Genomic DNA, 23765 nt, shown 5'->3' with positions numbered 1-23765 from the left:
CCAGTTACTCCAATTTTTTTACACTACTTGCAATTCGCCTGCCATCCAGGAACAATACGGATCGCAATGTCTCTTCAGAAACTCCTTCCTTTCCGTTTATTCCTTCGTCAGCATGCGGCCTATCACCAAACGCTGGATTTCATTGGTTCCTTCATAAATCTGGGTGATCTTGGCGTCCCTCATATACCGCTCGACCGGATAGTCCTTCGTATAACCATAGCCGCCATAAACCTGGACTGCCTCTGTAGTGATCCGCATCGCAGCATCGCCGGCAAACAATTTGGACATGGCAGATGCCTTACCGTATGGTAGCCCGTTCGACTCCAACCATGCTGCCTGGTAAGTCAATAAGCGGGCTGCTTCGATTTCCGTCGCCATATCGGCAAGTTTGAACGATATCCCCTGATTTTGAGCAATCGGTTTGCCGAACTGCTCCCTCTCTTTGGCATAACCTACAGACGCATCTAGTGCTCCTTGTGCAATTCCAAGTGCCTGGGCCGCGATTCCGTTACGACCGCCATCCAGAGTAGTCATCGCTATCTTGAATCCTTGTCCTTCAGCCCCAAGAAGATTTTCTTTAGGGACACGACAATTTTCAAAAATCAATTCGGTAGTCGGCGAGGAGCGAATCCCAAGCTTTTTTTCCTTTTTGCCGAAAGAAAAACCGGGAGTTCCTTTTTCAACGATAAAAGCACTGATGCCGCGATGTTTGGCATCCGGATCGGTTTTGGCAAAAACGATGTACGTATCGGCTACACCCCCATTGGTGATCCAAACCTTGTTGCCATTTAACAAATAGCTGTCCCCATCCAGTCGCGCAGTCGTCTTCATCGAAGCCACATCACTCCCGGCACCGGGTTCGGACAATGCATACGCGCCAAGCTTTTCTCCTCTCGCCAATTCCGCAAGATAGGTCTGTTTCTGATTTTCTGATCCGTATTTGTATAACGGCCAGCTAGCCAGCGAGATGTGGGCTGACAGCGTTACACCCGTCGAGGCGCAGACACGGGACAGCTCCTCCACCGCGATGACATAACTGACAAAATCTGCACCGATTCCACCGTATTTTTCCGGCCATGGAATACCCGTAAGGCCCAGCTCGGCCATTTTGTCAAAAATCTCCCGGTCAAACCTTTCTTGTTCGTCTCGTTCGGCTGCTGACGGTTCCACCTCATTTTTGGCGAAATCACGCACCATTTTTCTTAACATTTCTTGTTCATCGGTTAATTGAAAATCCATTAATGCTCCCCCTTTTTCAAACTGATCAATCACGCAGCAAGTGCTTGCTGATTACAATGTGTTGAATTTCACTGGTACCTTCATATATTTCGCAAATCTTGGCATCTCGGAAAAGGCGTTCGACAGGATAATCTTTCGTGTACCCGTAGCCACCGAATATTTGAACGGATTCGATCGCTGCCTTGACTGCCGTTTTGGATGCAAAAAGCTTCGCCATGGAAGCCTCTTTGCCGCATGGTTTTCCTTGTGTTCGCAAGGAAGCTGCCTGGTACGTCAACAATTTAGCTGCTTCCACGTCCGTTGCCATATTTGCCAGCTTAAACGAAATACCTTGTTGATTGGCGATCGGTGTACCAAATTGTTCCCGCTGCTTTGCATAAGCGATTGAATAGGCTAAGGCTGCATCGGCAATCCCAAGTGATTGCGCGGCGATTCCTATTCGCCCGGCATTTAAATTGGCCATGGCGATCTTAAAACCGTCTCCTTCATTTCCAAGGAGTTGTTCTTTGGGCAAATAGCAATTTTCAAAATGAAGCTGTACGGTGCTGGAGCCGTGGAGCCCCATCTTTTTTTCCGTTTTCCCGACACTCAGGCCGGGGGTATCCTTTTCTACGATAAAAGCACTTACCCCTTTATAGCCTCCTTCCTGGCTGGTACGGGCAAAAACGATATACGTATCAGCATAGCCTCCGTTGGTGATAAACATTTTCGTCCCGTGCAACAGGTAGCCATCCCCTGCAGGCTTTGCTGTCATCTTTAAATTGGAGGCGTCAGACCCGGCCCCAGGTTCAGTAAGGGCAAATGCCCCCAAAAACTGTCCGCTTGCCAGTTTTGGTAAATACTTTTGCTTCTGCGCATCGTTGCCAAAATACAAAACCGGATTTGTACCGACTGAGGTATGTACCGACAAAATGACCCCTACTGTCGCACTCACTTTCGATAATTCATGAAGGGCGATGATATAGGAGGTGTAATCCATCCCACTGCCTCCGAATTCTTCCGGAATCGGAATACCCATGAGCCCGAGTTCTCCCATCCTCCGGACAATTTCAAGCGGAAAACGATCATCTGCTTCCATCCTGGGTATCTCCGGAGCGACTTCCTTTTCGGCGAAATCCCGAACCATTTTTCGCATCATTTGCTGTTCGTTGGTAAAAGCGACATCCATCCTCCACGCCTCCTCCCCATTTTGATTATCCCTGGTAGCTATAAAATCCCTGACCGGTTTTCTTGCCGAGCCACCCTGCCTTCACATACTTACGCAGTAGCGGACATGGGCGATATTTACTGTCACCGAATCCTTCGTGTAACACTTCCATGATATAGAGGCACGTATCAAGGCCGATGAAATCAGCCAATTGCAGCGGTCCCATCGGATGATTCATTCCCAGCTTCATGACGGTATCGATGTCTTCCGGGGAAGAAACCCCTTCATAAACCGCGTAAATTGCTTCATTGATCATCGGCATTAAAATACGGTTGGCGGCAAATCCGGGATAATCATTGACTTCCACCGGAGTCTTCTCCAGCCTGACCGCCAGCTGCTTGACCGTCTCAAACGTTTCATTGCTCGTCTGCAGTCCGCGAATGACTTCGACTAGTTTCATCACCGGGACGGGATTCATAAAATGCATGCCGATCACCTGATTAGGACGTTTGGTAGCAGCGGCAATTTCCGTGATTGGTAACGATGATGTATTGGATGCTAATATGGCGTGGCCAGGTGCATATTCATCCAATTGACGGAAGATATCCATTTTGATCTCCATGTTTTCCACTGCCGCCTCAATCACCAAATCGCATGATTGGGCATCTTCTAAGGTGGTACTGGAGGCAAGCCGGTTGACCGCAGCCTGACGGGCTTCTCCAGTAAGTTTTCCTTTTTCCAGAGCCCGCTGCAGCCGCTTTTGGATGCCGGCAATCCCTTTTTTCAAAGAAGCTTCCGAAACATCATAGAGCAGCACATGAAGACCGGCAGTCGCACATACTTGGGCAATACCTGCTCCCATCTGACCTGCACCGACGACCATTATTTTGTTTAGTTGCATGACATTTTCTCCTCTCGAATGGATCTCATCTTGTTTTGCCATTATCGGACTTCGAGCAGTACGGCATCTCCCTGCCCGCCGCCACTGCAAATAGCAGCAATCCCGAGCCCGCCGCCCTGTCGTCTTAGCGAATGAATGAGTGTCCAAATGATTCTGGCGCCACTTGCTCCGATTGGATGGCCTAAAGCTACCGCACCGCCATGGATGTTCACTTTTTCCAAATCCAGATTAGCAATCGCGCTGCTGGCCAGCGAAACGGCGGCAAAAGCCTCGTTCACTTCAAACAAGTCAATATCGTTCAACGTCTTACCCGTCTTCTCTAATAGGGCATTGATCACGAGTCCAGGTGTCTGCGGAAAGTTTTCCGCCTCGACAGCAATTTCCTGATGGGCAAGTACATGAGCTAAAGGCTCCAGTCCTTCTGCTTCAGCCCTTTCTTCCGACATTAGCACCATGGCGCATGCACCATCGTTCACTCCCGGTGCATTTCCCGCGGTAATGGTCCCATCCTTATCAAAAGCCGGACGTAAAGAAGCCAGCGTTTCCAATGTGGTATCTTTTCTTGGGGCTTCGTCCTGATCCACAGTCAGGGGAGTCCCCTTACGCCGCGGCACTTCCACTGGTACAATTTCATCCGAGAAAATCCCTGCTTCGATTGCTTTGACAGCCCGTTGTTGGCTGCGCAGCGCCCATTTGTCTTGTTCCTCCCTGGTGATGCCAAACTCCTCGGCTGTCTTGTTGCCGTAGCTCCCCATATGAACACCGGTAAATGAGCAAGTAAGTCCATCATGAATCATCATGTCCTTTACTTGTTGGTCTCCCATTCGGTAGCCATTCCTTGCGTTTGGCAGAAAATACGGAGCGTTGCTCATGCTCTCCATGCCGCCGGCTACGATGATCTCTTCTTCCCCGAGCTGGATTAACTGATCGGCAAGCGTCACACTTCGCATCCCGGAGGCACATACTTTATTAATCGTCTCTGTTTTGACTTCCCAAGGTATTCCTGCCTCTCTCGCAGCTTGCCTGGAAGGAAGCTGTCCCTGCCCACCTTGCAGCACCGTACCCATGATCACCTCATCTATCTTTTCTGCCGGAAGACCGACTTGCTCGAGGGCTGCCGCTATTGCTCTTCCTCCTAATTGCGCAGCTGTCAGTGGGCTCAACGCTCCTCCTAGTTTGCCAAAGGGAGTTCTTGCTCCCGCCACAATCACCGATTTCGTCACATTCATTCCTCCTTTTATTTGTTAACGCTTACATAATTATGATTGAACGTTCGCTCACCATCACGGCAAAAGGCAAGGAACTGTCCGACCAGAGCAGTTCCTGTACCTATTTGCATAACAGATTAAAGTCTTTTTCACACGAGTTATATATAGTAACACGCTTCGCCGTTTATGCCGTTTTCTCCTCTTTCTTTTCAAAAACCGAGATTGCCAATATCTCTGCTACATCCATCGTACTAATGTCTTCGTCGACTTCCTTGGCTTTGGTCCCATCGCTCAACATCGTCAAACAAAATGGGCATGCGCTCGAAATCATCGTCGGATTGACACGGAGCGCCTGTTCCGTTCTGGCTACGTTTATCCGGTTGCCCGTCTTATCCTCTGTCCACATGAGACCGCCTCCTGCTCCACAGCACATTCCGTTCTCCCGATTCCGATCCATTTCGACCAGCTTCAAGCCGGGTATCCTATTCAATATTTCACGCGGCGGATCATAAACGCCGTTGTATCTGCCTAAGTAACAGGAGTCATGATACGTCAACGTTTCATTTATTTCTCTGCTCGGCTTCAATCTTCCTTCATTCAAGAGATCATATAGCAATTGCGTATGATGGTAGACCTCCGCTTCGAAACCGAAATCAGGATATTCATTTTTAAAGATGTTGTACGCATGCGGGTCGATGGTGACGATTTTTTGCACGTTATGCTTTTGAAATTCTTTGATATTTTTCTCGGCAAGCTCCTGGAAGAGAAACTCATTGCCTATACGTCTGGCTGTATCACCGGAGTTTGCCTCTTTGTTTCCTAAAATTGCAAATTTAACGCCGGCTTCATTCATCAGCTTGGCAAATGCCATGGCAATTTTTTGGCTGCGATTGTCGTAAGAGCCCATGGAACTAACCCAAAATAGATATTCAAATTCTTCACCGGCTTTTTTCATCTCTTTGACTGTCGGGATCGATACATCCGGCTCAAGGTCACGCCAATTATCACGTTCTTTTTTCGACAGTCCCCAAGGATTCCCCTGGCGTTCAATATTCATCATCGCTCGCTGTGCATCCTGGTCCATCCTGCCCTCTGTCAAAACAAGGTACCGACGCAAATCGATAATCTTATCAACATGTTCATTCATGACCGGACACTGATCCTCACAGTTCCTGCATGTAGTACAAGCCCAAAGCTCCTCTTCCGTAATCACATCGCCAATCAGGCTTGTATTGCTGACAGACTCCAAGCCTGCAGCAACTTCGTTTTTAGCACCTCCAGCGTTTCTCGCCATCTGGGCAAGCTGATTGCCTTGCGTATTGGCAAACGCATAACTTGGAACCCATGGCGATTGGCCGGTCACAGCAGCGCCTTTTTCTGTCAGGTGGTCGCGAAGTTTTACAATTAAATCCATCGGAGAGAGCATCTTACCTGTCCCTGTCGCTGGACAGACATTGGTACAGCGGCCGCATTCCACACAGGCATACAAGTCAATCAGCTGAAGCTGATTGAAATCTTCTATTTTGCTGACACCGAAGGATACTTCTTCCTCATCCATCTCCTCATCTACTTCGAAGTCCAGCTTTTTCAGCTTCCCTGGAGGTGTCTGCCTGCTCAAAAACACATTGGCCGGAGCAGCCAGCAGGTGAGCATGCTTCGACTGCGGCACGTAAACGAGAAAGCTTAGCAATGCCAATAGATGGATCCACCATGCAACAAAAAATACGGCAGCGGCAGCAGATGGAGAAAACCACGAGAAAGCGCTTGCAATAATGGATGCAATCGGCTCTGTCCAGGTCGCGTCATGGCCGTGCCAAATCATGCCCATCCCGTTGCCTAGCAGTACGGACAGCATGAGCGTGCCGATAAACAAAAGCACCAAACCTGCCTTAAAACCGCGTTTCAAACGAACAAGTTTTTCGATATAACGCCTGTAAAAAGCCCAAACAACGGCAACGAGAATCATCAGGGTGACAAGTTCTTGAAAAAAAGTAAACCCTGGATAAAGCACCCCAAAGGGTAGATGTGAACCTGGAGCCAGCCCTTTGACAATGAAATCGATGGCCCCGAATTGGACGAGAAGGAACCCGTAAAACATCATTACATGGATTGCGCCTGATTTTTTATCCTTTAAAAGTTTTTTCTGGCCAAAGACATTGACCCAGACACGGTTCAACCGCTCTTTGATTTCTCCATCGAATTCAAATTTTTTCCCCATTTTGATGTAAGCGATCCTTGTTCTGACTACACGAACGAATAAGTATATGCCATAACCGGTAACAGCTAGAAATAAAATCCAATTAAGCAGCAATAGACCGTCCATTGCCATCCCCCCACCTTGTAGTTATTGTCCCTTGTTGCAACCATTGTTGCGGATCGTACTATTTTGTTTAAACAGGTGCTGAATCCCCCTCTGTACAAAATGGTTATACCTCTACTTTATATTATGAATGAACATTCAGTCAACAAGATTGTAAGAATTTTTTTACATTTAAGCATGAAAAGAAGATGGACCAACATACATACTTCCATCCTCCCGTTGAAAACTAACAATAACCAAGAAAGAGAGAAAACAAAAAGGAGTCCTTTGAAATGAAAGAAATTATTTTATCGCTGTTAACCGGCTTTGTTGTCGGATTCATATTCGCATGGGGAAAGCTGCCTATCCCCGCTCCACCGGCTCTTGCAGGAATTATAGGGATCGTCGGAATCTATTGTGGTTTTAAATTTTTTCAATATGTCGAGCCGTGGGTTCATAAGCTGTTTACTTAGGTTTGGATATGGAGATTAACTTCCTATTATTTATTCGAATGGCTGGAAACCGGTCGCTCCTTCAATGAGAAATATTTAACAAAGCTTCCTCTACAAATTATCATTGTTACCGAGAGCCAGTTTATTGCACACAAAAAGAGAGGAAGAAACGTATTTCTTCCTCTCCTTTACGCGAAAGTTAAATCCTTAACCGCCTATTAAGAATTGTTGTTATTTCGCTGTTGGCTACGGCGTTCGCCGCCTTTTTGACCAATTTCTTCATAGAATTCCTGGTCATGGTTTTTCGAAGTTGTATTACCGCCTTTTTGACCAATCTCTTCATAGAATTCTTGATCGTGATTTTGCGAAGTAGTTTCGCCGCCTTTTTGGCCTATTTCTTCATAGAATTCACGATCATGTGTTTTGGAAGTAGTTTCTCCACCTTTTTGACCAATTTCTTCATAGAATTCACGGTCATGATTTTGCGAAGTAGTTTCGCCGCCTTTTTGACCAATTTCTTCATAGAATTCACGGTCATGGTTTTGGGAAGTAGTTTGTCCGCCTTTTTTACCTGCTTCCTCTACTGACATCTTTCTATTGTTGTTATCATTCTTAGCCATTCTGTAAAACTCCTTTCCTGAAATTTAATTATTATCTCTTACATTACTACTAGTTCCACGAGTAGATAGGCTATTAAACCTCTTTAGCGGAATTTTTATTTAGAAGTATAAAAATATCTACATGTTTTTAATCCTAATGTTTTAAGGGTAAAGATAATTATTCGTATAAAGAGGGGTGAAACAACATGCCTAAGATTAAGGATGAGGACAACTATATAGACATTCAGTTGGGCAAGTTCCAATTGTTCTTTAACAAAAAGTACCGGTTGATTTCTCTGACAAATGATATCGCATTGGGGCTTTGGTTCTTTATCGGGAGTATTTTCTTTCTTTGGAAGGAAACACAAACGATCGGGACTGTCTTGTTCATACTGGGAAGTGCACAACTGCTGATCCGGCCGTTGTTAAAAATCATCCATGCCTTTTACTTAAAACGTACTCCTCCCCATCACCAGGACGATTCCTAAAAGACTGGCTGTGACATGCACGCCAGTCTTTTTAACATTTTTCCAATAGATTTTTGTCTTTTCCCTATCGTTTACACAATATATTTCCATCGTTGCTCCTTTGCATCTATTTCCACATTTCTATGTTATTTATCATCGTATCCTTGAATCACGAATCCATCTGTCCTGCTCCATTCTCCATAATAAAAACTGCTCACAACAAAAAAACCACGAAGAAATTAATTTCTTCGTGGTTTTTCCTGTTAATAGAGGGCTATTGAGATATTCCCTTCTTTTGTGTTATAGAGAATGTTAGGTTCACTCGTTACATCCGTTCAGGAGCAGTTACACCAATCAAGGCAAGACCGTTTGCGATCGTAATGCGGACTGCTTCCATCAATGCCAGGCGTGCTTTGGTCCGCTCTGGATTTTCCGTGTCCAGCACCTTCTCCGCATTGTAAAAGCTGTGCAGCGTCGAAGCTAAATCAAAGATGTATTGTGTCACGCGATGTGGTGTTCGCTTTACTGCTGCCTCTTCAATGGCAGAAGTGAATTCACCCAGTCGCTTCAGCAGCTCTTCCTCTTTTTCCGATGCCAGCAAGGAAGCATCGATATCTTTGCTGACTGTAAAGCCTTTCTCTTCTGCCTGTTTGAGCATTGTACAAATCCGGGCATGGGCATACTGCACGTAAAATACCGGGTTTTCGTTGGACTCAGAGCGGGCCAAATCCATGTCAAAATCCAGGTGCGAGTCACTGGAACGCATAACGAAGAAATACCGCATCGCGTCAATGCCCACTTCTTCCATCAGCTCTCTCAATGTCACTGCTTTACCTGTACGTTTACTCATCTTGACCCGTTCTCCATTTTGGAACAGGTTGACCATTTGAATGATCTCTACTTCGAGCTTGCCTTTTTCATAACCAAGCGCCTGGATTGCAGCCTTCATACGAGGGATATAGCCATGATGATCTGCCCCCCAAATATTGATCAATGTATCAAAGCCACGGTCCAGTTTATTTTTATGATAGGCAATATCCGGAGTCAGATACGTATAACTGCCATCTTGTTTAATAAGTACACGGTCCTTGTCGTCCCCGAAATCGGTGGTACGGAACCAGGTGGCACCGTCTTGTTCATAGGTATGCCCTTTATCGTTCAACGCATTCAACGCATGGTCGATTTGACCATCTTGATACAGGGACGTTTCGGAAAACCAGTTATCAAACGGGACACGGAATTGGGACAAGTCACCTTCCAATTTTTGCAGCTCATATTTAAGTCCGTACTCACGGAAAAACTGAAGTCGTTCTTCAGCAGGTGCATCGCTCCATTTGTCGCCGTAGTCCTCTGCAAGCTGCCGGCCCAATTCGATAATGTCTTTTCCGTGATAGCCATCTTCCGGCATGTCCCACTGTTTGCCCAGCGCCTGCATATAACGAGCTTCGACCGAGATAGCCAAGTTATTAATCTGGTTGCCGGCATCATTAATGTAATATTCCCTTTCCACTTCGTAACCGGCTTTTTCCAAAAGGTTTGCCAGTGAGTCACCAACTGCCGCACCCCGGGCATGACCAAGATGCAGGTCGCCTGTCGGATTGGCCGACACAAACTCAATCTGGATTTTCTGTCCTGCGCCGATCTTCGAATTTCCATAGCCTTCGCCTGCATCCAAAATCGAAGGTACAAGCTCCGTCAAATATTGATTGTCCATAAAAAAGTTGATGAATCCGGGACCGGCTATTTCCATTTGCTTGATGGAAGCCTTGGTATGGTCAAACTGATCAATGATTTTCTCGGCGATTTGCCTTGGGGCCATTTTGGCGATCCTAGCCAGCTGCATGGCAATATTGGTTGCATAATCGCCATGATTTTTGTCCTTCGGCTGCTCCAGGACAACGGCCGGTACTTCCTCCGGTGCCGCCAGACCTGCCTCTACAACCGCCCGGCCGATTTCTTCTTTAAGCTTTTCTTCTGTTTGCTGCATAATATTCATCGAGACGCCTCCTCCTAATTGGATAAGACAGGCACCCGCTCTCAAAAGCAGCCGAGCCTGACCTTTATCCTCTGCAATGTATATGTTCCTTCGGATCTGTCCATCGGACTTTTCCTGGGTATTTTGCCGATACGTTGACCGTGGCAGCATGTGCTCTCCAGTATCCTGGATTAGTCACTGTGCGTGTTGGAACCCTAAGGTCAACCGGTGTCTGCGTTTCCCTTCTCCATTCATCTTCGTCGTATAACTAATAAACAATTCACCGTTTTTCTGCTCTTTTAATTGTTTAAAAATAATTTGGTCAGTATGTGTTTCCATATGCATGGTGCCGAATTCATGTCGATAAACATTTTCGGTCGTCTGTTTTTTTCGAAACACTTGATGCATTCTTACGGCGCCTGTCCGCTTCACACTGACTTTTTCCGGATGAATGGTGATCAGAGCCTGGACATCCTCCCCCTGTTCCTGATGCTCGGTAAAGGTTAGGACAGCGGTATCCCCTTTTTGTATATAACTGCCCGTTTCTTCCACAACGGTTACATCTTTTTGACCTAAATCAAAAATTTCGGTCGTTAACTTGATATCTACTGCTGTTTTGCCTGATGTCACTTTTAGACACCCCCTTAAGCGGGTTTTTCGATAGACGTTCCTAAATAACTAATTATAAGAATGAATCAGGAAAAACTCAAGCCCCTTGGTAGATGGATAGTCAAGCTCAATTAACAATTTGCTCCAGTCGGCTAGCGTGTCCTATCAAGCTAGCGCCACAGTCTTACTTCACCTGATCGTTGCAGGAAATTTTTTCCTCGATAAAAAACGCTGCCATTTGGCAGCGTCAATGTACAGCATTCAGTTTATTCATTTCCAACAACGGCAGTTTGGCAAAGAAGTGGTCACTTCGTTCCTTTACAAAGCGCCGGTAAGAGATTTCCAGCATTTCGACATCGCGGGTAGCTTTTCCTAAGTAGTACTGCTGGAAAGGGGTCAAACTGGTGAAGTTGCTCAAGATGTTTACACAAGTCGTCACATCACCACGGGCAAGCGCAAGATGAGCCGCTTCGGATTCAACCGGTGTGGTAATACCCTCCGTTCTTCCGTGGAAAGCGGCAATAAAAGGAATGGTATAATTGTTGATTCCCTGGATTGCCGTTAAATCTTCAATCATATTTGCCAGACGCTTCGCCTCTATAGCATGTTGCATGGCCTGATGATAGCTGTCAAACAAATATCCAAGAGCCATGGTATTGTGAATGTCCACCTTTTTCCTCGGGCAGTGGGTGGTTTGCAAAATACGAAAACCATGCTTCCGGGCAATGATCATTTCATTACGTTTCCAATGGAAGGTAAGGAGCATTTCATCAAGCCTTACGGAAAACAATTCGCGCAGCAGCGGATCCTTTATCTCATGGATGTTTAGCAGCAAGCCGTCCAAATAACTGCTCAGTTTACCATATTCTTTTCGTTCAAAATGAGCGTACACACGCAAAAACATATGCAAGCATTCGAGTTCGACACTATCTGCCTCTAATGTATTCAATCGTTCCAAATACTCATCCGTCTTTAGCTTTCTTTTTCTGCGAAGATTGATAAGCTTGTACAACTGTCCCCATTGACGATTTTTCGGGTTCTTGGATGCCAGGTTTTTTTCGATGAGGCAATCAAGATCATCCAGGAAGCCATAGGCATATAAAAATTCCATGCCGACTCGCTGATTGACACTTGCCCTCGCCTTTAAACAATAGCTGCGGGTTACATCGATCGCTGTGTTGATGTCATCAGAAACAGAGAATGATTGAAAAACATGAAAAAGGGAAAGCTCCCCTTCCTTTAAAAAAAACTGATTTCTTGCCCGGATTGAACCGGCATCAGTTCCAACAGGCTTCATCTTTTTTTCTTCAATGTTTTTCATAGTTACCCCTTTCCACCCCTAAACCTACATATAGTGGCAATCTACCTTGATTATACCATATATTCTACTATTTATCCTCTAGTTCTTAGAATTTTCAAACAGAACGTTGTCGAATCGTTCCTATCTTAAACCTGGACGTTATTTTTGAACCCAGCCTAACAATATTTCTCTAATAAATTTGCTAGCCGCGATAGCAGTCTGTTCGGTCGGATCATAAACCGGAGCAACTTCGACAAGATCGGCACCGACCACTTCTAAATCGGCCTTGGCAATTAATTGAATCGCCTCCAAAAGCTCTTTGGAGGAAATACCGCCCGCTTCTGCTGTGCCTGTTCCCGGAGCAAATGCAGGGTCAAGAACGTCAATATCGATGGTGACATACACTTTTCTCCCGGCAAGCTTTGGCAGTACACGTTTTAACGGTTCTGCGACCGAAAATTTGGACATGTGCATGCCGCTAGTTTCAGCATACTGAAATTCTTCCCGCATGCCAGAGCGGATACCGAATGAGTAAACATTTTCCGGTCCTATCAACTCACATGTCTTCCTGATCGGGGTCGAGTGGGACAGTGGCTCTCCTTCGTATTCCTCGCGCAAATCCGCATGGGCATCGATGTGGAGGACTGCAATGTCTGTATGCTTTTCATAGACCGCCTGAATGATCGGCCAGGATACCAGATGTTCTCCGCCTAATCCTAAGGGGAATTTTTCTTTTTCCAGCACCTTTTGGGCATAATCGTAAATCATATCAAGGCTGCGCTGCGGGTTTCCGAATGGCAGCGGTATGTCTCCAGCATCAAAAAAATTCACTTCCTCCAAATGCTTGTCCATGTACGGACTGTATTCTTCCAAGCCTAGAGAGGCTTCCCGTATCCGGTTTGGACCGAAGCGTGAGCCCGGACGGAAACTGACGGTCCAATCCATCGGCATGCCGTAAATAATCGCCTCGGCTTCTTCTACATCCGGCCGTGACATGATAAATACTTTACCTGAATAAGCTTCATCAAATCGCATCAGATCCACCTCCTTACTCGGTTAAATCCTTAACAAATTTCGGCAGGGCAAATGAGGCAAAATGGAGTTCTTTGGTATAGTATTTCGTCTCTATGTCCGTAAAGCGTTCATCCTTTGCTTTAAGCGGATCATGTATTTTGCTGCCGATGGTGAAGGTCCAAAGCCCGCTAGGATACGTCGGAATGTTTGCTGTATAAATTCGTGTGACAGGAAAAATTTCTTTTACATCTTGATAAACCTGTTTGATCAAGTCTGCTTTAAACCATGGATTGTCGGTCTGAGCAACAAAGATACCATCATCCTTCAGCGCTTTGGCAATCCCGTCATAAAAGCCCTTTGTAAACAAGTTTACTGCCGGTCCTACAGGTTCTGTGGAATCGACCATAATGACATCATATGCCTTCTCGCTTTCAGCGATATGCATAAATCCATCCGCAACCTTCACTTCGACACGGGGATCATCCAATTCACCGGCTATTTCAGGCAAATATTGCTTGGAGTATTCAATTACTTTGCCATCTATTTCCACAAGCGTTGCAGATTCTACCTGCTTATGTTTTAGTACTTCGCGGATTACCCCGCCATCTCCTCCTCCGACAACCAAAACATGTTTCGGATTAGGATGGGTGAATAACGGAACATGGGCAACCATCTCGTGATAGACAAACTCATCCTTCTGTGTGGTCATTACCATACCGTCCAGTACGAGCATATTCCCCCACTCTTCTGTTTCCAGCATGTCCAGCTTTTGAAATTCCGTTTGCTCAGAATGTAAAGATTGCTTGATTTTTGCAGTAATCCCAAAATCTTTTGTTTGTTTTTCCGTGTACCATAATTCCATGTTCATTCTCCTTTTCTTAGAAGAGTTTCTTAAGTTTCTTGATTAAATCTTTTCCCTTTCACAAGCGTCCGTGCTTATCCTTAAGCTGTCCGGCCGTCTATCCTGTTTTTTGCCTCATGCAGATAGCATCCAAAAACTCCGGAAGGGCTTTGTCCATTTTGCTTTCCTTCCGTTAACGTTGATATCAACAAGTATTACTACTGTTATTTACCTGAATAGACTGCTTGAAACGCAAGTTCAGTATTTGATGAGTTGGCACACGGCCCTTACGTTATCTATGTAAAATCGACACAACAGGACTTCACACCATAAACTCAACAATATTAAAAATCTTATACTTAAGCACAAGGAAAAATCAACTCTTTTGGCAGGTTTATTTCTTCGTTTTCCAACCTATACTGGTAAGGTTACTTATTTTCTCCTTGTCTACATATTCATAAAATCAGGTGGATGCCATGATTTCTTTTATAAAAAAACAAATAGCCAAAATTGAAAACAAACTGCTGCGCAGGGGAATTATCTCCCTCCTACTAATGACGACTGCCACCATAGCGGCCGTCACGATTCTGTATGCAGCTGCTCTAATCCTCGGTCCACCGCCTATGAGCAAAGGCGGGAATACCATCTATTATAGTGCGGATGAAAAGGTCATCGGGGAAGAACATGGTCCGGAAAACAGATATTGGGTCGGTCTGGAGGATATGTCTCCCATGCTGATACAATCTGCTTTGGCGATAGAAGATAAACGGTTTTACTCCCACCACGGACTGGATATCAAGCGGATCCTCTCAGCGGCCTGGAACGATATAAAAGCAATGTCGAAAGTACAAGGGGCAAGCACGATTACCCAGCAGTTGGCGCGAAATCTTTATTTATCCCATGAGAAAACCTGGATTCGGAAGGCGAAGGAAGCTTTTTATGCCATCCGCCTGGAAATGTTCTACGGAAAGAAGGAAATTCTCGAAGGATATCTCAACACCATTTATTATGGGCACGGGGTTTATGGAGTCGAAGCAGCCAGCAGGTATTTTTTCGATAAATCCGCTAAACAGCTCGATTTAGCAGAAGCTGCATTACTGACAGGAATTCCGAAGGGGCCATCCTATTATTCTCCATATCAGCATTTAGATCATGCAAAAGCTCGCCAAGAACGAATTCTGGCTGCTTTGGAGCGGGCCGGGCATATTTCGGAGGAGGAAAAGTTCCTTGCAACCCGTAAAGACATACTATTGACCGAACAAACAGATGTGGCGAAGAACAAAACGGCACCCTATTTCCTGGATTCCGTACTGTCAGAGTTGCAGGACATACTCGATATAGACACGGAAGCGATCCGATCAGGCGGCTATCAAGTCTACACTACTCTCAACCTTGAACAGCAACAACAATTAGAAGATACGGTCAAAGGGGCGATCAGCAGTTCCTCTGATCTGCAAGTCGGAGCTGTCGCACATGATCCGCGAGACGGCGCAATTACAGCAATGGTAGGTGGCCGTGATTATGCAGAAAGTCAATATAACCGTGTCACACAGGCAAAGCGGATGCCTGGCTCCTCATTTAAACCTTTTTTGTATTACGCAGCCCTGGAAAACGGTTATACTGCTGCAACTTCCCTGCTCAGTAAACCGACGGCTTTCGAGCTAGAGGACGGTACTGTCTATCAGCCTAGCAACTACAATGGCTACTATGCCAATGAGCCGATTACATTGGCACAGGCATTGGCTTTATCGGATAATATCTACGCAGTAAAAACAAATCTATTCTTAGGCCCTGCTGAACTGGTGAAAACAACAAAGAAATTCGGTATCAAAGAAGATTTTGATGCCGTACCATCTTTAGCACTCGGGACGGGAGCGGTAACTGTCAATGAAATGGCAGCTGCCTACAGCATGCTTGCCAACGGCGGAAAACAAGTTGACCCGTTCACCATCCAAAAAGTGGCAGACCAGCATGGCAAGATTCTTTATGAGCGTGAGAAAAAAGAACCACCTACCGTGCTTAACCCTGTCAGTACCTTCATCCTAACCGATTTAATGACAGGCATGTTCGATGAATCACTTAACGGCTATATGCGGGTAACCGGCGCATCCATCGCCGACGAACTGACCAGGCCATATGCGGGCAAGTCAGGGACAACCAAGACGGATAATTGGATGGTTGGATTCAGTCCTAATCTTGTCACAAGTGTGTGGACAGGCTTCGACGAAAACAAACCAGTGGAAAATACAGATGACCTCCAGGCAGCCAAAGATATTTGGGCCGGATTTATGGAAAAAGCCCATGCCGGCCTTCCTTTTCATACTTTCCGGGTTCCGGACGGCGTGGTCGGCGCTTATGTTGACCCTGTCTCTGGGGAACTGGCTACACCTTATTGCAAACAGCATCGCTTAATGTATTTTTCCGAAGGAAGCGAGCCAACCAGTTACTGTTCCCTTCACCTTGATACGGAAAAAGAGTTAGAAAAGGATGAGCAGTCTGAAAGAGAGGATGGTGAGCAGGAGAGCGGCTGGAAGCGTTGGTTTAAATGGCTGTCTGGAAGGTAAAAGACAGTCTTCTTATGCATAAGAAAAAGGCCGGAACGAATTCCGGCCTTTTTCTTTGTCCTAGTACACAGTTTTACCATGTGATACATATTTTACAAACTTATTCGCAAAACCTCAAGATATTCAATCATTATTCACAATTCAGTCACAAAATGTTCAATTTCTCATTCTCAGGATTGTCTCATTCCGGTAGTGCTTGCTTTAATTCCTCCGAGGAGTTTTCCCACATTTCTTTGTTGAATTCGCGAAGAAAATCGCCCAGAAGTTTTTTTGAGTGCTCATCCATATGTTCAACTATTACCTTGCCTTTTAACGATTTATCCATATGATTGACATGTTCCGGCATCGACTTATAAGCTCGCTTAATGGAACGATCTACACGTATCTCACTGCCTGCCACACCATGATAAAAAGAGCCCGATTCTTTTTTATCGACTGTCACCCAGACAATCCAGTACAATTTGCCATTTGGAACCGCATCTTTATCAGGTAAAAATTTGACTCTCCGCTCCACTTCACTACGGGCATGCATGGCTCCCATATCGACAAACGCCCTGTTTTCGGCAGGATCGATGATAACAGGAGAAATATTTTCTAAACTGATTGAGCCTACACCATAGCCCCCGTGCCCGTCTGTAGAATCATCCTTCATGATCGTGAATTGATTCTTTTTCTTTTTGGAAGGTTGCTCTTCACTCAACTGTAGCTCCTCCTTCTTCTATTAGAACTGCTTAGATTCGCAGTCTTTATGTTAGTATGATATGCTTTTTTTATTGTAGCATAGGGGAAAAATGGATTTCATCTATCAAGTATTTACTCCAACAAGGATTTTCGTTCGGTTGTATCGAAATGGTGAATGAATATTAACAGAGGAGGTAGACAAACATGCCATATGTAACAGTGAAAATGCTGGAAGGCCGAAGTGACGAACAAAAGAAAGCACTTGTAGAAAAAGTGACGGATGCAGTCGTCGATACGACTGGTGCTTCCAAGGACAAGGTCGTCGTATTTATTGAGGAAATGAGCAAAAGCGATTATGCAGTTGCCGGTAAACGGCTTAGCGACGAATAAAAGGACTTATAAGATAGGCAGCGGAATTCCTGTGGAGTTCCGCTGCCTCTTTTATCCTTGTTTTTCCCTTCTCGGAACCTCTTCTTCGCCGATAAATACAAACTGACCTGGCGAAGGATCTCTTTCGATTGCTTGCTCTGCTGGCTTCATTTTACGCACACCGTTCCAGCGCTGTTTCTCCGTTCGTACCCCCACCCGTCTCTGCTGAACTTCCTGAATGCCTTCGATAATTAACTGCATGGCCAGAATCAATAAAACAAAGGCCGCAAATACAGGGACGACAATCCAATACTGTCCGCTCATAAAGGCATTTCGCGAACCGCTGATCAACCCCGACCATTCAAAGGTGACCGAATACGGCCAGGCTTTATAGGATTCATTCAGCATGATACTGGTTCCGCCTAAGAATATATTGAACAAGCCAAGGTGTATCAGGATCAGCAATACTTGAATAAATTGCTGTCCAAAAATGATACCCAATTTTGAATGGAGATGCGGCATAATATGACGAAACAATATATGGCGGGAATTCCCACCCAACACACGGGCTCCGTCTATGTATTCATTCTTGATTATGAGCCTGATTTCATTGCCGATCAACACGGTGGTCAACGGTACGATAAGCAAAATCAACACACCAGCTTCGATCAATATCCGTTCGGTAAAAGAATAAGCAAAACCAGATGTCGTTCCCAGCAAGACAGGGGAAAGAAGAATCACAGCTATAACACTTAAAGGCAAAAAATGAAAGCTATCGATAAATCGCTCTATTCTGCGCTTCCATCTCTCCTTGATAAACAACGCATAAGGAACCGCCAGCAAAAAACCAAACAGCATCCGCATCAAGGCAATGGCACCGGCAAAAAGAATCGTATACTTGGCACCGGTCAATAACTGATCAAGTATGCTGTAACCGTTCCGGTCTGTTCCCAGCAACACATATTCCGAAGGAGGGTGTGGCTTGCTGCTAACCAGATTGCCTTCATCATCATAAATCAAGGTGAAGTTTTTGACCGGCTCTTCATGTATCACAGTATGAACCACGCTGATAGTCAATACAGTGAAGATTATTGCAAAGCCCACAAGGAACTTAGGATGTTTGAAATGGGCAGCCAGGCCTTTGGCATAATCACCTAATCGCTGTTTCCAAGGCATGCTAGGAGTCGCGGAGAAGGAATGGATAAATCTTTTGTCGCTCAGCTGCAAGGCTTCTTTTTCCATGAAGATTTCGACACCCTGATAAAGGATGTAAAACGGCGTAAACACCATCATCAATGCAGCGGCAATCACCATCGGGCGAAAATCCTCCATCATGAAGCTGAAAAGACCGCGAATGTTGAAAATGTACTCGATCACAAACAAACTCGAAAGCGTTCCCCATAATATGATTTTGGAATGGTAGAAAGTGCTTTTGAGAATATTGCGCAAAACGTGGACAGCGATAATTGCATTATCCTTGATCCCTTTACTAAGAGCGAAATCCACATAATCCTTTGTCAATTCTTCCTCCATCAGTAGTAAAATCACACGAAAAAGAGAAATCATCGGCAAAATGGCCAGGACAGATATCGGTGCTATGAAGATTCGTTCATCTCCAAGTGTCACAAACTTCATCAATTGAAGACCTGACTGCTTGTAGATAAATACGATGAACATCTGAAAAAAGAATGCAACCAGCAGGTCCGGGATTGCCTCCATAAGAACCAGTATCCGTTTCACTATGCGGATAATCCCTTTAGGCAGCAGCTGGGTAAGCAGCGCCAGGATAAATGCCAGACCAAAGCCAAGCAACAGGGCAGCCCCCAGGATGCGCATGGAATAAAAGTAAGGATCCCATAAAAAGGAAAACACATTTAGTTGTTCCTGCCTGAACTGATAAACCCACTTGTCTGGCTGCACCAGTTCTTTGGCAAGATTCCATGTGTTCTCAAAATAGAGGCCGATATCGACAATGCCCTCACCTTGTAACAGACTTGGAGCAGAGCTTAATGCAACGATGCCGAGAAGGCCAAGTACATAATACCCAAAGAATTTTATAAATTTCACATGCAACTTCCCCCATCCCCACTTTTTTACATCTACATCCTCTATTGTAATCAATTTTCTAAAAATTCACAATGCACGTTGAAAGGGAACGGGTACATGAAACGGGGTTAACGACTATTAGCTTTTTGGAATTCCTGATCAAAGCCTTCATAGGCGCAGAGCCCGCTACTGCCCATTTTTCTCCAGGATTCTCGCTTATCTCCTCTGTTACGCTATTTCGCTCTATCGAGCAAAAAGAGTTCTCTGTCAAATGTGGTGGTGCGATTTTTCTTCCATCCTCTCTTTATCGAAAGGCTCATTCTAAAACAGCTATTTTACTCAGACCGCAGAGGAAATAAACTCGCTTTCCGCGGACGAACGCCCGAGCCTCCTCGCAAGGCCCGCTGTGGGGTCTCGGCCGCCCGTTTTTCCGCAGGAGTCTCGCTTATTTCCTCTGCTACGCTATTTCGCTCTACAGAGCCTTTTTAACCGCTTGCTGCCATAAAATTTTATGCTTTAATCGTTCAACGTCTTTGATTCCAAAGGAATCTCGTTTTAAAACCTTTATCGTATTGTTTATTCCCTTGATATACCCATTATGAAATGGATACATGGACTGTAAAATCTCTTGTTCCAACGCATGAACGTTTTTCTTACATGGCGAAATGCCTCTATGTTTGAAGCAAACATTCTTCCAGCTGGTGTCAGCAACTTTAGGGTAACAAAGAGAGAGGGAATGAGTGTATTTTTTTTGCACACTGCAGGGACACCACCACATTCAGTATAGAGCCGCCGCAAAAAGAGTGCCTTTCTTTTTATAAAATCAAAGAAAGGCACTCTTTTTAAATAGGCGACTGTTGATTCCACAGGCTACGACATTTCAGTGGGATGGTTGCTGGCGAAGATTGTCGATGAACTCCCAGGCTTCTGCAATCTCCGCAGTTTGGTAGTTTTGCGTTTTTTTGACGGTAAGGACCTTTTCTTCTACTTCCTGTTTGGATAAGTCGTCGAAATATAGCATGGTAGAGACGAGTTCCAGAAATCGAGAGCTTTTTTCTTTCATGCTGTTAATCATTATCTCAAGCGGCGGCAGGTCGACCTTTGAATGGTTCAAAAACGCTTCCCCTTGTTCTGTGACACGATAACGATATTGATAATAATTGCTCTTATCTTCCTTTACCTCGGAAATGAATCCAAGATTGCATAGCTCTTCAACTCGAAGCGTCAGCTCCTCTGAATATGGCCCGTAGAAGTGAAACTCGTATTTTTCCTCGAATGGAATATCGCACTTTTTTAGTATGTAAATCATTTTTTGCAGTTTTTTTCTGCCGACAACTTCCTCTGCGGTCGAGAAAAACTTCATGATCCTGGCGTGATTTTCTAACATACTCACCAACTCCTATTCCGGCCGATCGGCCAATCTGAATTTTACTTATCCGAACAATATCTCAAAAATCCGCGTTTTTTCGGGTTTGTCTGCCGGGAGCTGTTCCAGCACATCCAATGGGAAATACAGTTTGTGGTCTGTGCGTTTTTTGCCGGAAATTGCTTCGACAATGTCCGACTGACGCGACAGCTCCTTCAGTTCATCCTTTTTCGGTTGTAATAAATGGATCGGCAGTCGTTCTTCTTCCTCTCCTGGACGATAAAAGTCATACGGTAAATCGGAGGAGGAATCGACAACCAAATAGTATTCCGGGTCAATGTCGATGGCTTGGAACAACTTGTACAATTCCATCCATTCCGTCATTTGCTGGTTCGGATTGAACTCGATATATTTAAACAGACGCCTGTTGATAAACCGCTCGCACAGATCACTCAATACAGCATCTTTTTCCTCGATCCATGCTTGAAAGTAGTACAAGACAATCGATTCATCCAGTCGCAGATAATCCTCCAAATCGACATCTTCGGCAAAAAACGATAAAAAGTGTATCGGCTTCAGCTTAAATTGGTAATTCTGCTCGTATAAATATTTGGCCCGGTGAAGGATCTTCGACAAAATCACTTCTGCACTTCTGGTCACAGGATGAAAATAAACCTGCCAATACATTTGATAACGGCTCATAATGTAATCTTCTACTGCATGCATTCCGGTCTGCTTAATAACGACTTGATCTTCCATCGGACGCATGACCCGCAAAATTCTTTCCATATCGAAATGTCCGTAGCTCACACCGGTGAAATAAGCGTCGCGCTGAAGATAGTCCATTCGATCAGCATCGATTTGACTGGATATCAGACTGACGACCAGCTTGTTTTCATATGTTTTATTAATAACATCCGCCACATTCTGTGCAAACCCTTCGCCCACACGTTTCAGAATTTTATTGATTTCTGTATCTCCAAGAATGATTTTTTTGGTGAAATCCTCGTGATCCAGCTTAAAAACCTTTTCGAAGGAATGGGAAAATGGACCATGTCCCAAATCATGCAGCAAGGCAGCGCACAGGCACAACAGTCGCTCATCGTTATTCCAGTTCGGACGGTTCTCAAAATTGAATAATATCCGGCGGACGATTTCGTACACGCCAAGCGAATGATTAAACCTGCTGTGTTCCGCGCCGTGGAATGTCAAAAACGAGGTTCCAAGTTGTTTGATCCTTCGCAGCCTTTGAAATTCCCTTGTGCCGATCAAATCCCAAATCACTTGATCTTTGACGTGGATATACCTATGTACCGGGTCTTTAAACACCTTTTCCTCATTTAACTGCTCATCTTTATATGCCATGTCCAGATCCCTTCCATTAATATCAAGGCAGTTTCTTCATAGATTGCCGCTTTGTATCATCCATTAAACGGTGAACGATCAAATTAGAATGATATTCCGTTCTTTTTTCATTTGAAGTTGGCCATAACGGGAACCGACTGTTTTCTATCCGGTTCACCTTGTCTTTCCATCTTCCCTGTACCCTGCTTCCACGCGGAATATTCCATGTGAAATAAAAAGGCGTGGACAGTGACGTCAGTGCTGAGCAGCAGCTGTCGTCGATTTTTTCGATCCACCCTTTTCTCCTATTATATTGCATGTCGACTAATAGACAATTTAATATCATTATATAATAGAAAAGCCGACACAAAAATGGTTTTTTTGCACGAAATGGATTTTTTGTGATTATCAGCAGATCTTGTAATTTGCTATAATGTATTGGCGGCAGTTAGATAAACTGCGGCGGCCCGACCAGACAACTGGCGGACATTAAAGGAGAAATTTTTATGAAAGATTGGAAACAACTGTTTAGTGAAACAGTACGCTATATCGACCAGCGAGGTAAGTCGGCCAGAGATGACGCGATCGCTTCCTTTGCTTATGATGACGCATTGGCCATTTCTGTCGGAAATGAGGATTCTCCTCCGACAGCAAGACTTTGGGTTCACGAAAAAACGATTATTCTTGGCATTCCCGATGCAAAACTGCCAAATGTGAATGAAGGCATCCAATGGTTAGAAGAGCAAGGATATCAAACGGTCGTCCGGAATTCCGGAGGACTCGCCGTTGTACTTGATTCAGGTGTTTTGAACCTGTCATTTATTTTACCCAATGCCAAACAAACCAGTATTCACGAGGGGTATCAATTGATGGTTTCATTTATCCAGGATTTATTCCAGGATGTCACCTCTGACATAAAAGCCTTTGAAGTAACAGGCTCCTATTGCCCCGGGGAATATGATCTGAGTATTGGAGGCAGAAAATTCGCCGGAATTTCCCAGCGTCGTGTTAAAAACGGATCTGCTGTTCAAATTTATCTTTGCGTGGAAGGAAGCGGCCGTGAACGGGCCGAGTTGGTTCGTGAATTTTATCGAATTGGTATGCAAGGGGAGCCGAACAAATTTGAATATCCAGTGGTAAAGCCAGAGACAATGGCCTCACTAAATGAACTGCTCTCCATGCCGTTAACAGTAGATGATGTATGCAATCGTATCTATCAAGCACTAGAGGGTGTGAGCATGTCCATTACGGAACATTCGCTTGACACCTCAGAACAGCAAGGGTTCAAAAAAAGGTTGGAGCAAATGAAGGATCGAAATATCAAAGCACTGGGAAAATAATTTC

Annotated in this window: 22 protein-coding genes; 5 read left to right on the top strand and 17 right to left on the bottom strand. The window is 44.9% G+C overall.

Annotation, left to right across the window (positions count from 1 at the left end; translation table 11 throughout):
• Window positions 1-96: 96 nt before the first annotated feature.
• The 5 genes from BN1067_RS06435 to BN1067_RS06415 all read right to left on the bottom strand — a co-directional run bounded on the left by BN1067_RS06435 (window position 97) and on the right by BN1067_RS06415 (window position 6818).
• Complete coding sequence (locus tag BN1067_RS06435) at window positions 97-1239, bottom strand: acyl-CoA dehydrogenase (protein WP_053218069.1); 1143 nt, start codon at window positions 1237-1239, stop codon at window positions 97-99.
• A gap of 25 nt (window positions 1240-1264) precedes the next feature.
• The gene (locus BN1067_RS06430) at window positions 1265-2407 is read right to left on the bottom strand and encodes an acyl-CoA dehydrogenase (RefSeq protein WP_053218068.1); all 1143 of its coding nucleotides are present in this window, start codon (window positions 2405-2407) and stop codon (window positions 1265-1267) included.
• A gap of 25 nt (window positions 2408-2432) precedes the next feature.
• The gene (locus BN1067_RS06425; RefSeq protein ID WP_053218120.1) at window positions 2433-3287 is read right to left on the bottom strand and encodes a 3-hydroxybutyryl-CoA dehydrogenase; all 855 of its coding nucleotides are present in this window, start codon (window positions 3285-3287) and stop codon (window positions 2433-2435) included.
• Window positions 3288-3328: 41 nt separating this feature from the next.
• Window positions 3329-4510, bottom strand: coding sequence for an acetyl-CoA C-acetyltransferase (locus tag BN1067_RS06420; RefSeq protein WP_053218067.1), 1182 nt, complete (start codon window positions 4508-4510; stop codon window positions 3329-3331).
• A gap of 169 nt (window positions 4511-4679) precedes the next feature.
• Window positions 4680-6818 (bottom strand): (Fe-S)-binding protein, encoded by a 2139-nt coding sequence (locus BN1067_RS06415; protein WP_053218066.1) that lies wholly within the window; start codon window positions 6816-6818, stop codon window positions 4680-4682.
• Window positions 6819-7087: 269 nt separating this feature from the next.
• Here BN1067_RS06415 and BN1067_RS06410 point away from each other — a divergent pair, with 269 nt between their 5' ends.
• On the top strand, window positions 7088-7267 hold the full coding sequence (locus BN1067_RS06410; protein WP_053218065.1) for a XapX domain-containing protein: 180 nt from the start codon (window positions 7088-7090) through the stop codon (window positions 7265-7267).
• A 197-nt stretch (window positions 7268-7464) separates the two neighbouring features.
• On the opposite strand, the gene BN1067_RS06405 is transcribed toward BN1067_RS06410, so the two are convergent.
• Window positions 7465-7866 carry a KGG domain-containing protein gene (locus tag BN1067_RS06405; RefSeq protein ID WP_053218064.1) on the bottom strand — a complete coding sequence of 134 codons (402 nt, stop codon included), beginning with the start codon at window positions 7864-7866 and terminating at the stop codon, window positions 7465-7467.
• Window positions 7867-8051: 185 nt separating this feature from the next.
• On the opposite strand from BN1067_RS06405, the gene BN1067_RS06400 reads away from it, so the two are divergent.
• Window positions 8052-8333: a YrhK family protein gene (locus BN1067_RS06400; RefSeq protein ID WP_053218063.1), complete on the top strand. Its 282-nt coding sequence runs from the start codon at window positions 8052-8054 to the stop codon at window positions 8331-8333.
• 304 nt (window positions 8334-8637) lie between these two features.
• Here the strand turns inward: BN1067_RS06400 and argS are convergent, their stop codons facing one another.
• The 5 genes from argS to speE all read right to left on the bottom strand — a co-directional run bounded on the left by argS (window position 8638) and on the right by speE (window position 14072).
• Entirely contained in the window at window positions 8638-10308 is a 1671-nt protein-coding gene (gene argS, locus BN1067_RS06395) for an arginine--tRNA ligase (RefSeq protein ID WP_053218062.1), read from the bottom strand.
• A 174-nt stretch (window positions 10309-10482) separates the two neighbouring features.
• Window positions 10483-10917 (bottom strand): DUF1934 domain-containing protein, encoded by a 435-nt coding sequence (locus tag BN1067_RS06390; protein ID WP_053218061.1) that lies wholly within the window; start codon window positions 10915-10917, stop codon window positions 10483-10485.
• Between the two features lie 226 nt (window positions 10918-11143).
• Window positions 11144-12217: an AimR family lysis-lysogeny pheromone receptor gene (locus tag BN1067_RS06385; protein WP_053218060.1), complete on the bottom strand. Its 1074-nt coding sequence runs from the start codon at window positions 12215-12217 to the stop codon at window positions 11144-11146.
• Between the two features lie 138 nt (window positions 12218-12355).
• Complete coding sequence (gene speB, locus BN1067_RS06380) at window positions 12356-13231, bottom strand: agmatinase (RefSeq protein WP_053218059.1); 876 nt, start codon at window positions 13229-13231, stop codon at window positions 12356-12358.
• Between the two features lie 13 nt (window positions 13232-13244).
• Window positions 13245-14072, bottom strand: a complete 828-nt coding sequence (gene speE, locus BN1067_RS06375; protein WP_053218058.1) for a polyamine aminopropyltransferase — start codon at window positions 14070-14072, stop codon at window positions 13245-13247.
• Window positions 14073-14527: 455 nt separating this feature from the next.
• On the opposite strand from speE, the gene BN1067_RS06370 reads away from it, so the two are divergent.
• The gene (locus tag BN1067_RS06370) at window positions 14528-16615 is read left to right on the top strand and encodes a transglycosylase domain-containing protein (protein WP_053218057.1); all 2088 of its coding nucleotides are present in this window, start codon (window positions 14528-14530) and stop codon (window positions 16613-16615) included.
• A gap of 181 nt (window positions 16616-16796) precedes the next feature.
• On the opposite strand, the gene BN1067_RS06365 is transcribed toward BN1067_RS06370, so the two are convergent.
• Window positions 16797-17315: a YwhD family protein gene (locus BN1067_RS06365; protein WP_053218056.1), complete on the bottom strand. Its 519-nt coding sequence runs from the start codon at window positions 17313-17315 to the stop codon at window positions 16797-16799.
• A 185-nt stretch (window positions 17316-17500) separates the two neighbouring features.
• On the opposite strand from BN1067_RS06365, the gene BN1067_RS06360 reads away from it, so the two are divergent.
• Window positions 17501-17686, top strand: a complete 186-nt coding sequence (locus BN1067_RS06360; protein WP_053218055.1) for a 2-hydroxymuconate tautomerase — start codon at window positions 17501-17503, stop codon at window positions 17684-17686.
• A 51-nt stretch (window positions 17687-17737) separates the two neighbouring features.
• Here BN1067_RS06360 and BN1067_RS06355 read toward each other — a convergent pair whose 3' ends face one another.
• The 5 genes from BN1067_RS06355 to BN1067_RS19805 all read right to left on the bottom strand — a co-directional run bounded on the left by BN1067_RS06355 (window position 17738) and on the right by BN1067_RS19805 (window position 22717).
• Window positions 17738-19732, bottom strand: coding sequence for an ABC transporter permease subunit (locus BN1067_RS06355; RefSeq protein ID WP_053218054.1), 1995 nt, complete (start codon window positions 19730-19732; stop codon window positions 17738-17740).
• A 451-nt stretch (window positions 19733-20183) separates the two neighbouring features.
• Window positions 20184-20489: a transposase gene (locus BN1067_RS20605; protein WP_110943345.1), complete on the bottom strand. Its 306-nt coding sequence runs from the start codon at window positions 20487-20489 to the stop codon at window positions 20184-20186.
• A 102-nt stretch (window positions 20490-20591) separates the two neighbouring features.
• Window positions 20592-21098, bottom strand: coding sequence for a YwgA family protein (locus BN1067_RS06345; protein ID WP_053218052.1), 507 nt, complete (start codon window positions 21096-21098; stop codon window positions 20592-20594).
• A 45-nt stretch (window positions 21099-21143) separates the two neighbouring features.
• Window positions 21144-22442, bottom strand: coding sequence for an HD domain-containing protein (locus BN1067_RS06340; protein ID WP_053218051.1), 1299 nt, complete (start codon window positions 22440-22442; stop codon window positions 21144-21146).
• A 107-nt stretch (window positions 22443-22549) separates the two neighbouring features.
• Entirely contained in the window at window positions 22550-22717 is a 168-nt protein-coding gene (locus BN1067_RS19805) for a hypothetical protein (RefSeq protein ID WP_199868481.1), read from the bottom strand.
• A gap of 210 nt (window positions 22718-22927) precedes the next feature.
• Here BN1067_RS19805 and BN1067_RS06335 point away from each other — a divergent pair, with 210 nt between their 5' ends.
• Window positions 22928-23761, top strand: coding sequence for a lipoate--protein ligase family protein (locus BN1067_RS06335; protein WP_053218050.1), 834 nt, complete (start codon window positions 22928-22930; stop codon window positions 23759-23761).
• The last annotated feature ends 4 nt before the right edge of the window (window positions 23762-23765 follow it).

Source organism: Virgibacillus senegalensis, assembly GCF_000821245.2.
Classification (GTDB): Bacteria; Bacillota; Bacilli; order Bacillales; family Amphibacillaceae; genus Sediminibacillus; species Sediminibacillus senegalensis.
This window is presented reverse-complemented; position numbering and strand designations above follow the sequence as displayed.